This is a genomic window from Clostridium sp. CTA-6 (assembly GCF_054768115.1).
On sequence record NZ_BAAAAU010000001.1, the window covers coordinates 386,397 to 400,625 of the forward strand.

12 protein-coding genes are annotated in these 14,229 nt (G+C 27.1%); 2 read left to right on the forward strand and 10 right to left on the reverse strand.

Going from position 1 to position 14,229, the window contains the following annotated elements; genetic code table 11:
- Window positions 1-35: 35 nt before the first annotated feature.
- From aroH to ACYUDJ_RS01645, 8 genes are all read right to left on the reverse strand, one after another.
- Window positions 36-407 carry a chorismate mutase gene (gene aroH, locus ACYUDJ_RS01610; RefSeq protein WP_003486014.1) on the reverse strand — a complete coding sequence of 124 codons (372 nt, stop codon included), beginning with the start codon at window positions 405-407 and terminating at the stop codon, window positions 36-38.
- A complete protein-coding gene (locus tag ACYUDJ_RS01615; protein ID WP_003486012.1) occupies window positions 407-1,630 on the reverse strand; it encodes a BaiN/RdsA family NAD(P)/FAD-dependent oxidoreductase in 1,224 nt (407 codons plus the stop codon). Before ACYUDJ_RS01615 ends, aroH begins: the two co-directional genes overlap by 1 nt.
- A 286-nt stretch (window positions 1,631-1,916) precedes the next feature.
- Window positions 1,917-3,182, reverse strand: a complete 1,266-nt coding sequence (gene gluD, locus ACYUDJ_RS01620; protein WP_003486010.1) for an NAD-specific glutamate dehydrogenase — start codon at window positions 3,180-3,182, stop codon at window positions 1,917-1,919.
- Window positions 3,183-3,415: 233 nt separating this feature from the next.
- Window positions 3,416-4,300: a MurR/RpiR family transcriptional regulator gene (locus ACYUDJ_RS01625; protein ID WP_003486009.1), complete on the reverse strand. Its 885-nt coding sequence runs from the start codon at window positions 4,298-4,300 to the stop codon at window positions 3,416-3,418.
- Between the two features lie 405 nt (window positions 4,301-4,705).
- Window positions 4,706-5,416, reverse strand: a complete 711-nt coding sequence (locus ACYUDJ_RS01630; RefSeq protein WP_003486007.1) for a pseudouridine synthase — start codon at window positions 5,414-5,416, stop codon at window positions 4,706-4,708.
- 108 nt (window positions 5,417-5,524) lie between these two features.
- Entirely contained in the window at window positions 5,525-6,814 is a 1,290-nt protein-coding gene (locus ACYUDJ_RS01635) for a lactate racemase domain-containing protein (RefSeq protein ID WP_043031912.1), read from the reverse strand.
- Window positions 6,815-7,086: 272 nt separating this feature from the next.
- Entirely contained in the window at window positions 7,087-8,367 is a 1,281-nt protein-coding gene (locus ACYUDJ_RS01640; protein ID WP_003486003.1) for an L-cysteine desulfidase family protein, read from the reverse strand.
- A 311-nt stretch (window positions 8,368-8,678) separates the two neighbouring features.
- Window positions 8,679-10,082: a glycosyltransferase family 2 protein gene (locus tag ACYUDJ_RS01645; RefSeq protein ID WP_003486001.1), complete on the reverse strand. Its 1,404-nt coding sequence runs from the start codon at window positions 10,080-10,082 to the stop codon at window positions 8,679-8,681.
- Window positions 10,083-10,452: 370 nt separating this feature from the next.
- Here ACYUDJ_RS01645 and ACYUDJ_RS01650 point away from each other — a divergent pair, with 370 nt between their 5' ends.
- Window positions 10,453-10,644 (forward strand): ribbon-helix-helix domain-containing protein, encoded by a 192-nt coding sequence (locus tag ACYUDJ_RS01650; RefSeq protein WP_003486000.1) that lies wholly within the window; start codon window positions 10,453-10,455, stop codon window positions 10,642-10,644.
- A gap of 388 nt (window positions 10,645-11,032) precedes the next feature.
- The gene (locus ACYUDJ_RS01655) at window positions 11,033-13,054 is read left to right on the forward strand and encodes a methyl-accepting chemotaxis protein (protein ID WP_043031913.1); all 2,022 of its coding nucleotides are present in this window, start codon (window positions 11,033-11,035) and stop codon (window positions 13,052-13,054) included.
- Between the two features lie 43 nt (window positions 13,055-13,097).
- Here the strand turns inward: ACYUDJ_RS01655 and ACYUDJ_RS01660 are convergent, their stop codons facing one another.
- Both ACYUDJ_RS01660 and ACYUDJ_RS01665 read right to left on the reverse strand, forming a co-directional pair.
- A complete protein-coding gene (locus tag ACYUDJ_RS01660; RefSeq protein WP_003485996.1) occupies window positions 13,098-13,784 on the reverse strand; it encodes a cytochrome c biogenesis CcdA family protein in 687 nt (228 codons plus the stop codon).
- A gap of 1 nt (window position 13,785) precedes the next feature.
- Window positions 13,786-14,217, reverse strand: coding sequence for a thioredoxin family protein (locus ACYUDJ_RS01665; protein WP_003485995.1), 432 nt, complete (start codon window positions 14,215-14,217; stop codon window positions 13,786-13,788).
- Between the last annotated feature and the right edge of the window lie 12 nt (window positions 14,218-14,229).

Here is a 14,229-nt window from a genome sequence, read left to right on the forward strand (position 1 = left end):
TAATTTTATATTCTATAAAATCTATAAAAATTCCTTTAATTTGGCGAAAACAAATCTTTTCTAAGAGTCTTTGCTCTGCCAAGATAAACATACTCTATATTTTCTTCAATATTTTTATTTTTTTTGTCTATTAGAATTAGAATTCTTATGCATAAAGGCATAGAACCCTCAACATACATTTCATTAAAATGCATTATAGCTACATTTTTTAAGTTAAAATTCTCTCTAATATATTTCCCTGGATAGTCCTTATCTATGTCCTTTGTACAGGATATAAATATAGATAATATATCTTCTATATTTATATTGTTTCTTATTAATATTTCTGAAAAAAGTTTTATTGAAGCTTCTTTAATATATTTTACTTCATTTTTTTCTATAGTTATTGCCCCTCTTATAGACTGCATTAATTTTCACCTACCTTTAAACCGGCTAAATAGCCTGTAGATAGAGCTATTTGTATATTAAATCCACCAGTAAAGGCGTCTACATCTATTAATTCTCCTGCAAAATATAAATTATTTATTATTTTAGATTTCATAGTAGATGGGTCTATATTTAGCACATCAACACCTCCAGAGGTTACTATAGCTTCTTTTATAGATCTTTTTCCTTTTATAGTTAATGGTAAATTTTGTAGCAAATGTACTAAATTTTTTCTTTCTTCTTTTGTAATAGAGTTTACTTTTTTGTTCGGATCTATTTTACTTAAGTTTATTATAATATCTATAAGTCTTTTAGGTAATAAATCATTTAGAGAATTACTAAAATCTTTATTACAATATTTCTTAAAATCCTTTTGTATTCTCTCATCCAGATCATTAGGTGAGAGAGCAGGTTTTAAATTTATAAAAACTTTTAAATTATCTCTATCTATTACACTACTAGCTGTAAGTATAATAGGCCCTGATATGCCAAAATGAGTAAACAACATTTCTCCAAAATTTTTATATAATGTTTTATTTTCAGAATCTATAACTTTTATTTCTACATTTTTTAATGCCAGTCCTTGTAAGTCTTTTATCCACTCTTCTTTTGTCTCTAGGGGAACTAAAGATGGTTTTAATTTTTTTATATTATGGCCTAATTTTTCGGCTATTTTATGTCCATCACCTTCAGAACCTGTTTGAGGATAGGATACCCCACCAGTACATAATATAAAATAATCTCCCTTTATTTTTTCTCCTTTTTCTGTTTCCACATATTTTATGCATGAATCTTCTTTGTGAATTTTTGTTATTCTTTTATTAAGTAATATTTTTACATTTCTTTTTATAAGTTCTTTTTCTAAAGCATATATTATATCTGAAGATTTATCTGAAGAAGGAAATACTCTATCTCCTCTTTCTACTTTTAATTTAATATTTCTATCATTAAAAAATTTAATAGTATCTTCATTTGTAAAAGTATATAAAGGACTATATAAAAAATAAGGATTAGTTGGAATATAATCAAAAAATTCGCTTATATCTTTAGAATTTGTTACATTACATCTCCCTTTTCCAGTTATATATAATTTTTTACCCACCTTTTCATTTCTTTCTATTAATATAACATCATGTTTTTCTGCTGCTTTAATGGCTGCCATCATACCAGCAGGGCCACCACCTATTACTATAATTTTTGACACCTTATCACCTCTAAGTTTTATTTTCTAATACTTATTATATAATAAATTCATTACTATAAATATATATTTTATAATAAAAAGGTATTTATTTCATAGATAACTTTACAATTATAAATTAAGTTTTACTTTATTTTTATAGTACATTTATTTCACATATAGTATTATAATTTGTATATTTAAGAATAAATATTTAAGTATTTTTTAAATTAAAATTTATAAAAATATACTAAAAACGAAAAAAGAGGTTTGATAATTCAAACCTCTTTTTGTATATTTAAGATTAAGATTAATACCAACCTCTTAATTTCATAGCTCCTGCTACTTTCTTAATTGAGTGCATGTAAGCTGCTTCTCTCATTGTAACACTATATTCTTCTTTTATAGCCCAAATTGATTCAAAAGCTTTTACCATAGCTTCTTCTTCTTTAGCTTCTACTTCTGCTTCTGTCCAGTAGTAACCATATAAGTTTTGTACCCATTCGAAGTAAGAAACTGTAACACCACCAGCATTAGTTAATATGTCTGGAGTAACTGTTATTCCTTTTTCTTTTAATATAGCATCTGCATCTGGAGTTATAGGGCCGTTTGCAGCTTCACAAACAAGTTTTGCATTGATTGATGAAGCGTTTTCATGAGTTATAGCATTTTCTAATGCTGCTGGGATTAATATATCTACATTTAATGCCCAGAACTCATCTAAAGATATTTTTTTAGCTCCTGGATAACCTAATAGATTTCCGTTTTCTTTAACATATTCTATCATAGCGTTTCCATCTAAACCGTTTTCGTTATAGATAGCATAAGTTCCTTCTTCTTTGCACCATTCAGCTAAAGCTACAACTGTTCCACCTAATTTTTCGCAGTTTAATACTGTGTGACTTCCAACATTACCTATACCTTGGATAGCTAATTTAGCTTTTTTCATATCTATTCCTAATTTAGCAGCTGCTTCTCTCGCAGTTACTGCAACACCAAAACCTGTAGCTGCATTTCTTCCTAAAGAACCGCCAAATTCAACTGGTTTACCAGTTATAACGCCTATAGCACTTCTTCCTACTAATTTATTATACTCGTCTACCATCCAAGCCATTATTTGACCATTTGTGTTTACATCTGGAGCTGGGACATCTACTTTTTCACCTATTAATTTGTGAATACCGTCTATGTATCCTCTACTTAATCTTTCAAGTTCTCCTTTAGATAAAGTTTTTGGATCAACTATGATTCCACCTTTTCCACCACCATATGGAATTCCTGTTACTGAACATTTAAATGTCATCCAGATTGATAACGCTTTCACTTCATCTAAAGAAACATTTGGATGGAATCTTACTCCACCTTTTGTTGGACCTACTGCATCATTATGTTGAGATCTATAACCTTTGAAAACCTTTACTGAGCCGTCGTCCATTTTAACTGGAATTGAAACTTCAATTACTCTTTGAGGTTCTTTTAATAACTCATATACTGCTGGTTCCATACCTAATTTGTCACAAGCTGTTTTAACTTGTTTTTGTGCATTTTCAAATGGATTTAAATTTTCTTTTGCCATATTGATTACCTCCCAATAGTGAATATAATATTGCAACAAATTTTGCAATTTTACATTTAAAATTTATTTTTAATTACTTTTATATTATATGTATTCTATAAATTTTTAACTTTTCCTTCTTTAAAATAAAAAAATAATTAAATTTTTAGAAAAATAATAAAAAACAGAAAAAAGAGGTCTAAAAGAGATCTCTTTTTTACACAAGCCCTAAAAACAGCTTTTTTATGAATATTTTAGTATTTTTTATCTTTATTGTCCCTGTAAGAATAAACTTCATATTCTTGCCAAATATCTTCAAGGGTACTGAAGGTTGAAGATATTTTGTCTTTTTCTCTTAATCCTACTGCTATAATTAATGCATTTATTACACTAAGTGGGGCAACCAAAGAATCTACAAAGGAAGCCATATTACTTTGAGCTATTAATGTATAATCTGCTTTTGCAGCTAAAGGAGATAATAAACTATCTGTTATAGCCACAACTTTTGCTCCTCTATTTTGAGCAAAAGTTAGAGCTTCTATAGTTCTAGCTGCGTATCTTGGGAACCCTATACCTATAACTAAGTCATTTTCTGATACATTTATCATTTGTTCAAAAATATCACTAATTCCATAAGCAATTATATTTACATTATCTAATATTAAATTTAAATAGAATCCTAAAAACTCTGCTAAAGCAGTAGAACTTCTAAGCCCCAAAATGTAAATTCTTTTAGCTTTAAATATATTGTCCACTACATCTTGAAAAGTATTATGATTAATTTTTTCTAAAGTAGCTCTTATATTTTCCATATCAGATTTTAATACACCTTTTAAAGCAGACTCTTCACTTACATAATCATTTGAAAGTTCTATTCTTTGAACTGTTGTAAGTTTATTTTTTATAAGTTCTTGTAGAGCTTTTTGAAGTTTTGGATATCCAGTAAATCCGAGCTCATTTGCAAATCTAACCACAGTAGATTCACTAACCCCTACGCTTGTTCCAAGTTTTGCCGCAGTCATAAAAGCAGCCTTATCATAATGCTTTAATATAAACTCTGCTATTAATTTTTGACCTTTACTTAATCTTGGAAATTTAACTTGAATTATTCTCATTAAATCTTGTTTGTTTTCTTCCATATATAAATCAAATCCTTTCTTACAGGTAAAAAAAATTATGCATTATCTATTTCAGTTTATCATCTATTGAAAACTTTATCAATAGATGATGCAATTGTTTGTTAATTGAACTATTTAAAACAATTATTATTCGTATATATATATATATATTTATTTTCTTTGATGTGATATTTAGAATATAAACTTATAATAAATATTGAAGTTATTTTAAATAATCATTGAAACAGCTATTAAGAGTATAATTATAAGTATACTCTTAATCTTTTAAATAATATGAATTATAAGTGTTTTTACATAAAACTATATTTCTTTGAAACTATTTATGATTTTAAAAAATGAATCTTAAAAATATTTGAATGTATTATTGGTAAGTTTTTAACAACCTTATTTACTTTTAGATTTAATTTATATTTTAATTATATAATCTATTTCCTTCTTAGTTAAGTATCTCCACTCACCTAATTTCAAATCACCTTTTGATATATTACCTATAGAAATTCTATCTAAATCTATAACAGGATGACCTATAGATTTACACATTCTTCTTACTTGTCTATTTTTACCTTCGTGAATTTTTATTATTATTTCAGAAGTATCCTTATTTGTTTTAAAAATTTCTAATGCCGCTGGAGCTGTTATGTAATCCCCTATATCTATGCCTTTTTTAAATAACTCTATATGGTCTTTTTTCATAGTTCCTTTTACTTTAGCCTTATAAGTCTTTATTTTTTCAAATTTAGGATGAATAATCTTATTGTATATTTCTCCATCATTGGTAAGTATTATTATACCTGATGTGTCCATATCTAACCTGCCTATAGGGTATATTCTTTCTTTAACTTTTACTAAATCTAAAATAGTTTTTCTGCCCTTTTCATCTTTAGCAGTACATAGATACCCTTTTGGTTTATTAAGTAAAATGTAAATTTTATTTTCTTCTGGTTTTATAATATTCCCATCTACTTTTATAATGTCTTTTCCAGATATAATTTTTGTGCCTACTTCTTTTATTTTAATGCCATTTACTTCTACTCGCCCTTCTAAAATAATATCTTCACATTTTCTTCTAGACGCAACGCCACAAGAGGCCATATACTTTTGTAATCTTTCTTCCATATAATCACCTTTATATTATATTTTATTGTAACAATACTAACAATACTATTGTATAGGTTTTATGTAAAAAGTCAAAATTTAAGGAAAGTGCGTTGCACTTTCCTTGTATTATACTAATTTAGGCAATGTATTAGCTCCATGTGGTAATACATAGGTTTTTAGGTGTTCCCCTTTTTCTTTTTTTACTATCTCTAAGGCCTCTTCTAAAGTTTTTACAACTTTAATTTTTGTATTTTTCATAATTTCAGGATCTATATTACTTACTAATATTAAGTTGAATTTTTCTGCTGTATCACAAGCTATATAACTTGTATGTTTAGATATACTATAGTTATCTCTAAGTTCTTTTTCTCTATCTAAGGCATTAGTAAAGTCTGTAAGCATCATTTTAACACCTTCGTCGCCACCTAGTCCTTCACTACATTCTGATAGTATTATAATTGTTCCATTTTCTTTGCAGGATTCTCTTGAATTAACTATAGTTTTAGAAGATTGATAAAAATTTATATCTTTAGGGAATCCTCCAGCTGTAGATATAACTAAATCTGCTTTTTCTTTTATATCTACTCCATCTATTTTATCTACATATTCTCTCCCTTTATCATGAGCTTTTATGTAATTTCCAGATACTGCAGCACCTATATTTCCATCTGGACCTATTATTACATTAAACATAAATGTAGGTCTTATAAAGCTTGCAGCTTCTAACATATCATTATGAATTGGATTTTCATATATATTACCTGCACGAACATTAGGATTTTCACCATCACCAAGGTTCCCACATAAGGATAGCGAATGATTAGCCATTACTGTTTCAAAACTACTTATACCTGGTAATATAGCTTTTTTACCGCCGGAATAACCTACTAAAAAGTGATATATTATTGCACCTGTAAGTATTACATGGTCACATTCTAATGCAAGTTTATTAATCATTACAGGAGTGTTGTAAGAGGTCTTACCAACGTAGACTAAATCTTCTTTTTTAGTGCTGATGTGGTCAACTACTTTATAGTTATTATATAATTTTTCACCTATAAGTATTTTATGTTCTTCCTCTGTTTGTTCTCTGTGAGTACCTGTAGAACTTAAGAAAATTATATCTTCATCCTTTACTCCACCTTTTTTAATTTCTTCTACTATATAAGGTAAATATACACTTGATCTTTGCCAAGCTCTAGTTATATCTGGTATAACAATACAAATTTTTTCTCCTTCATGAACAAGTTCCTTTAAAGGTGCACTGCATATAGGGTTTTCTATAGATTCTTTTATTATTTCTTCTTCTGTTTTATCTAAATTCCACTCATTACGATCTATTACCCCTAATAAATCTTCTTCAGATAATGAAAATTTTATAGAATCCTTCCCATATTTTAATCCTAATTGCTGCATAATTAAAACCTCCTTCAAATTATGACAAATTAATTTTAAATTTACACTTTTTATTTAAATGTGTCAAGAGTATGATGGGTAAAGAACATATTATAAAGAACAAAGTACAATAAATAGCGTATAATTGGAAATTACTATGATAACTTTTAAAGGTATAAAATAGAAAGTACTTTTAGGGGAAATTAGCATTTCTTATTTTTATAGCTATTTATTCACTAAAAGTACTTTTATTTTAATCTCTTACCTTTAAAACCTAGGATAATATAATTAATTTATTTTGAACATTCTATCATTATATTTAATATTTCTTTATCTGTTTCTACCATTCCAGGATAAGCTATTCTACCTATATTTTTCATTGTAGTTTCTATGGAATCTGAAACAATGCCACATTTATTTGGTATTACTATATTTTTAATGGCCATTTTAGCACTTAAGAAAGCTGCTTTCACACCAGTGTTCGCTTTTAGTGAACAGGCTGAATTTCCACCGGTACAAATCATTCCTGTAATATTAGAGGTCATATTTTTTATGGTGTTTTCTATTTCTTTTAAACCACCACCTAATAAGTAACAAATTCCGGCGCTAGCTCCAGTACCTGCAGCTACAGCACAGCCACAGAAAGCAGATAGTTTCCCGGAATATTCCTTTATATATATATTTATAATATAGCTCAAAGCTATGGATCTTGCTAGCATTTCATTATTTAAATTCTTCTTTTCTTTTATAGCCAGCAAAGGCAAGGTAGTTATTATACCATGATTGCCACTGCCTGTTATTGTCATAGCAGGTAAAGCAGCACCAGACACTCTAGCATCTATAGCACTGCAAGTAAGTGATTCAGCATATAATTCATAATTATTTTCATCACAGCTTTCTAAAATTAGTTTACCAAGGCCTATTCCTAAACCTTCTAATCCTTTTTTAGATAGTTTCTTGTTCATTTTAATTGATTCTAATAAAAATTCTATTTTTTTATAATTAACAGTATTTACAAAATGCACCATTTCATCTAATTTCATTTCAGTTATTTTTTTAGAGTTTACAGTTTTTCTTGAAAGCTCATTGTTTCTATTTAAAGGATCTTCCTTTTGATATAACACTTTATCATTTTTTTCTACTAAAATTATATTATCGTGTTTATATCTTATTATAGTTCTTCCTACTCCATTATTTGTAGTTACGATAGCTTCTACATAAAGTCCTTCTGTTTCAGATTTTAATTCTATATTAATTTTATCTAACATAGTTTTAGCTTTTTTTACATCTTTTTCTTTTATTTTTCTTAAAGACTCTAAACCGAAGGAAGCATCTCCACCAATAGCCCCTAATAAAGCAGCCATTTCATTACCAAATTCATTTGTTCCTGGAACTGTACAGGAAAAAGCATTTTTAAATAACCCAGGATCTGTTATTACTTTTATATTTTTTATTTCTCCGCCAATTACTTCATAGGCTTTAGCGGTTGATAAAGCTATAGAAGCTGGTTCAGTAACACCAAATCCTGGCACCATCTCTTTTTTTAATATATTTATTATAATATTTTCATCCATAATATCCCTCCAAATATAATATATAGTTTTGTACTAGTAGATTATAGTTCTAATCATATGAGAGTAATATTAGAGTTAAGCTTTCATTTATAAAAATAAAGTTATGTATTTTATATATAAGTTTATTAAATTAGGCTTATATAAATAAAAGCTTCTTAATTATTAATTTCTACAAAATAATGTTAATTTCCTTTGTTAATATTATTTTTAATAGAGAGCCTTTAAGATAGTGATATAGTTATTTTAAAATTCTATATATAAAGATACAGTCCCATATAAATTTTCTTTATATGGGACTGTATCTTTATGGTTTAATCCATTTCCTGTATGCTCATTTTTCTTATATGTTTTGTATGGCTCCATTCTTTATTATTTTTATTTAATATTCCTTGTATGGTTATTGGTATCCAAGTCAGAGTATATATTCCATACAATAAATACCATATAAACATTTTTAAGGATTTTTTTCTGTCTACTATATATAATAATAATATGAAAATGCTTAAATATATTACTGATAAAACAGCTACTTCATATAATTTGGGTTTATTACCTAAAATCAATCCGAATAAAAATACATTTAAAGAATAAGCTGAAAATGTCAAAAACATTCCTTTAGAAAGTTTCTTTTCTAAAAGCATAATAAGAGGAGTAAATAAAAATTGTATTATGCTAAACATCTTCCATATCCAAGGTGAAAATAAATAACTTATTACGAATATATTAGCTCCCCTAGAAGAATTATTTTGTATTAAGGTAAGGATAGCTGATAGTGCAAGTAAAAGAGTAACAAAAGGTTGCACCGTATATAAAGCACAATCTAGGGCAACAAAACTTTTTTCTTTAAAAGCTTTTTTAATAAGTTTTGTAAAAAATCTCGAAGATACATCCGCAAATCCTTGCATCCATCTTTTCCTTTGATTCCAAGATTGTTTTAAAGTAAGGGGTTTTTCATCATAAACTCTAGCATTATGTGCCCAGCCTACTTTGTGTCCATTTAAGACTAATTTGCAGGTAAATTCTAAATCCTCCGTTAAACAAGTAGCACCCCAACCTAATTCTTTTAGGGTTTTTGAATCCATACAGAAACCAGTACCACCTATTTGATTTGATAGTCCTAAATTTGCTCTTGCTAATTGAAATAATCTATTTGCTGTCCAAAAAGCTATAGAATAAGAACCGGTTATCCACGAATCATTAGGATTTTTGCTATCTATGTATCCTTGAACAACTTTATAACCTTTAAGCATTTTGTAATTCATTTCTTTTAAAAAGTTTTTAGAAACTAAATTATCTGCATCGAATATTGCTATAGCATCATAGTCTTTGTCCATATTAAACAATTTAGAAAACATCCATTCTAAAGCATAACCTTTTCCTCGTTTGTCTGGTACATTTCTTTCACAAACATATATTCCATCGTAAGTTTTAGCAATTTTAGCAGTATTATCAGTACAATTGTCCGCTATTATAAAAATATCATACATATTTTTAGGATAGTCTAGAGATTCTAAGCTCTCTATTATTTTGGCTATAACCATTTCTTCGTTATGAGCTGCTACTACTAGCGCAAAGTTTTTTTTAGGTGTGTAATTTTCAGCACCATTGTCCTTTTTTTTATATATACCAAATAAAGATAATATAAGGTAATATAGTGTTATAACAAATACAAAAATTTGAAAAATTAAAGTTAAATCAAAAATAAAATCCTTCATTAGTTTTACCCTTTCTATTTAAATATTTAATAATACTGTCCTTAATTTATTTTTAAAAATTATACCGTTATTCATGATAACACATTTTCGTATAGTTGTTAATCATTAAAAGTATTTTTTATTTCTTAAATTATTCATTTCAATTATATATTAGTCATATTATAAAGTAATATTATATGTAATTTCTGTATAGGATTATTTAAACATATATTTATTTTTATACATATTTATGTTGATCATATTGACTTTATACAGGCTATGTGCTATACTTTATATTGTAATATGATTGATAAACCTTTTGTGTAAATGTATACATAATATATAGTATACTCTATTGAGAATTTAACATTAAATTAAAGGAGTGTTTTTTATGAACAAAAACTTTAATAAAATTCCTAAAAATGTATTGGATCAAGTTGATAGCTTAATAGGTGATTCAGGAATGTCAAAAGAAGAATTTATAAAAAATTTAATTATGACCTATGGCATAAATTCCGAAGCTAATAACTATGCTGAACATTTAAAAGGTTACGATGCTTATTGTGATAGTTTTATAGGCTAATTTTAAAATATTAGCCTTTACCCTTAATATATATAATTATAAAACTAACAAAACAAAAATACCTGCTGTTTTTATAGCGGGTATTTTTGTTTTGTTTTTTCTTTCCTCATTGAGTATAGAATACTATCTTATTTAACTGATATTAAATAACACTAATAATACAGATAGAGAAATAAGAAGTAATCTCTTATCCAATTTTAAATTTTTCTAGAAGGTAAGAATTCTAAGATTAGAATCAATAAAAAATTTCATGGTACAAAAAATATTATGGTATTTTTGCCTGTTTATAGTTTAAATTTTGATTTTCGTTTGATTTAAATTTAAAAAATCATTATAATATTATTACATAATGCTAAATTATGTAATAATATTTAGGGGGATTAATACAATGTTTACTAAAGAAAATTTTATAAAACTTAATTTTAAAAAGAAGATATTAATATCTTCTCTATCAATTTTTTTAATTTCAATGATTTTGTTAACGGGATTTACCTTTAAAATGGTAAGTGGTAAGTTCCAAAATCAAGTTCAAGAAGATGGCTTAAATCTAGCAAAGCAAGTAAGTTCTCAAATTACTTCATCACAAAGGGCTACAAAGGAAATAGACAAAATTTTAGCAGATAAAGTTTTATCTATTTCAAAAATGGCTATAGAAAACAAAAATATTTCTAATGAATATTTAACTAGCGTTGCTGTAAAGTGCAATATTCAAGAAATAAATGTAACAGATAAAAATGCTAAAATAATATATTCAAATATGCCAGAGAATATAAACTATGTATATCCTTTAGATTATTCTGGACAAGACATATTAAAGGGTAAAAAAGATCAAGTTATTGAAGAAATAAGACAAAATAAGGTAAATCATAATTATTATAAATATTGCGCGTTAGCTATGCCTAATGGTGGCTTAATACAAATAGGTATTAACGCAAATGAAATACATAATATTAATAAGTCAGTAGACCCGCAAATTATATTAGAAAAATTAACAAAAGATAGCAATATAAAATTTGCTTTAATTATGGATAATAAACTTAAAGTTACTCATCATAGTGATAAGAAGAGAGTCGGAAAAGTTTTAACTGATACTGGAAGTAAAAGTGTACTAGATACGGGTAAAAATTATACATCTACATATGATTATAATGGTGAAGAAGTTTATGATGTTATAATGCCTTTAAAAGATGAAACTGGTAAATTATTAGGTGCTATGGATATAGGAGTATCTTTGGCTACTCAAGAAACTGCTCTTAGAAATATACTAATAACTTCTATATTGATAACTTTAGTGACTTTTGTTTTAGCTGGATTAGTAATACTTTATATACTAAAGATGTCTTTAAAGCCACTAGATAATTTATCTAATATAGCTCAAAAGGTCTCCAATGGCGATTTAACAGAAAAGGTTGAAATTATTAATGAAGATGAAATTGGAGAGTTAAGCAAAATATTTAATACAATGATAGATAGTTTAAGAAAAATCACACAAAATATAAATAATTTTTCAGTACAGTTAGCTGGTTCCTCTCAGGAAATTTTATCCTCTGCAGAGCAAACTTCAGCAGTATCACAGGAAATTTCTAGTGCCACTGAAGAAATTGCTTCTGGAGCTGAAAATCAAGTAAAGGCTAGTAATGAATCCTCCCTACTAATGAATGATGTTATGGGAAATATGTATACTTTAAAAGATGAATTTGATGAAATAATATCTTTTTCCAATAATACAAATACATTAGCCTCAAAAGGACAAGAAAACATGTCTAGTATGGTTAGGCAAATGTCAACAATTAAAAACAGTGTGGTAAATTCTTCTAATATAATATATGATTTGCAAAAGAATTCAGAGGAAATAGGAAATATTGTAGAAATAATAAATACTATAGCAGATCAAACTAATTTATTAGCGTTAAATGCTTCTATTGAAGCCGCTAGAGCAGGAGAAGCAGGAAAAGGCTTTGCCGTAGTAGCAGATGAGGTTAGAAAACTTGCAGAAGAATCTATGAACTCTGCTAATAATATTAAAAATTTAATATTGAATACTCAGGATAAAACTAAAGCAGCTTTAAATTCTATAAGAGATGGAGCTTCACAATCAGAAAAAGGTGAAAATATAGTTGCTAACGTAAAAGAATCTTTAGAAGAAATTTTAACTTCATTCTCTAGTGTAAATCATAAGTTTGAAAGTGTAGATTCTATGATTGCAGCTTCCAATGATAGTATTACAACTATGGCATCAAAATTATATGATATAGAAACCATATCTAATACAGCCTCTGCAAATACAGAAGAAGTAGCTGCTTCTACAGAAGAACAAAGCGCTACCATAGAAGAAATTACTGAATCTATAGAGAAGTTAGTTAGTATGGTAGAAAATTTAAAAGAAAGTGTATCTATATTTAAACTTTAACTAATATAAAATAGAACCTAGATTGAGAAATCTAGGTTCTATTTTATATTCCTATATATATTAGATAAAGTCCTATAGCCAATATAATTATTCCTAATATTATTTTTAATATATTATTTATTCTGTTTGCCTTAGAAGATCCGTTTATAGATTCAACAAATCCTAAGGAGGTTCCTGATAAAATTATTACAAAACAATGACCTATAGAGTATAAAAGTAACATTAAAAATCCTAATAATATATTACCTTTGCTTCCTACAAAAGCTAATATAGCTATTAATATAGGTGTAGAACAGGGAGAAGATAAAACCCCACCTAATATTCCTAAAAAAAAGGCTCCAAGTATTCCTTTTCTCTTTTTAGGCACTTTACACGACTTATTTTTAGATTCTATTACACCTATAAGTTGTAAACCTACGAAAAGCATTATAATTCCTAGTAATAAGTACCATAGCTTCCCTCCAGATGTAAATAATCTTCCTACCAAAGAAGAAATTATTCCTAAGAAGGTAAAGGTGATTATTATACCTAAAGAAAAAAACAAGGAATATTTAAAAGCAGTTTTTTTATCATTTTTGCCATATTTATTTACATAACCTATTATTAGAGGAAGTGAAGAAAGCACACAAGGACTAAAAGAAGATATTATGCCACCTAAAAAGGATATTATCAAGGCTAAAAAAATATTATTACCCATTAAGTTTACAGCTTTTGTTATAATCTCATTCATATTATTTTACACCCATCTTATTTATTATATCTATAATTTCTTCTTTTGTAAGCATACCCTCATGTCTTAAAAATACTTTCCCTTCTTTATCCAAAAATACTTGTGTTGGAACTACTGAAACTTTATATTTGTCTCCAAATTCAGGATTCTTTGTTAAATCTACTATATGAGTATCCACTTTATCTTTATATTCTTCTTTTACTTCTTTTATAATAGGTGTCATTTTTCTACAAGGTCCACAGGTTGGGGAACTTAATTCTAATAATACAGGCATTTTACCTATATTAGCTTCATAATCAAGGGTTTCTTCTTTTACTGAATCCCTTCCTATGTTTGAATATTCTTCCTTAGGTTTAACAGCTTTAACCCAAGCCATAATTCCTATAATAACAATTAAAATAAATATTATAAATAATTTAATTTCTTTTTTCATGGTTCCTCCTTT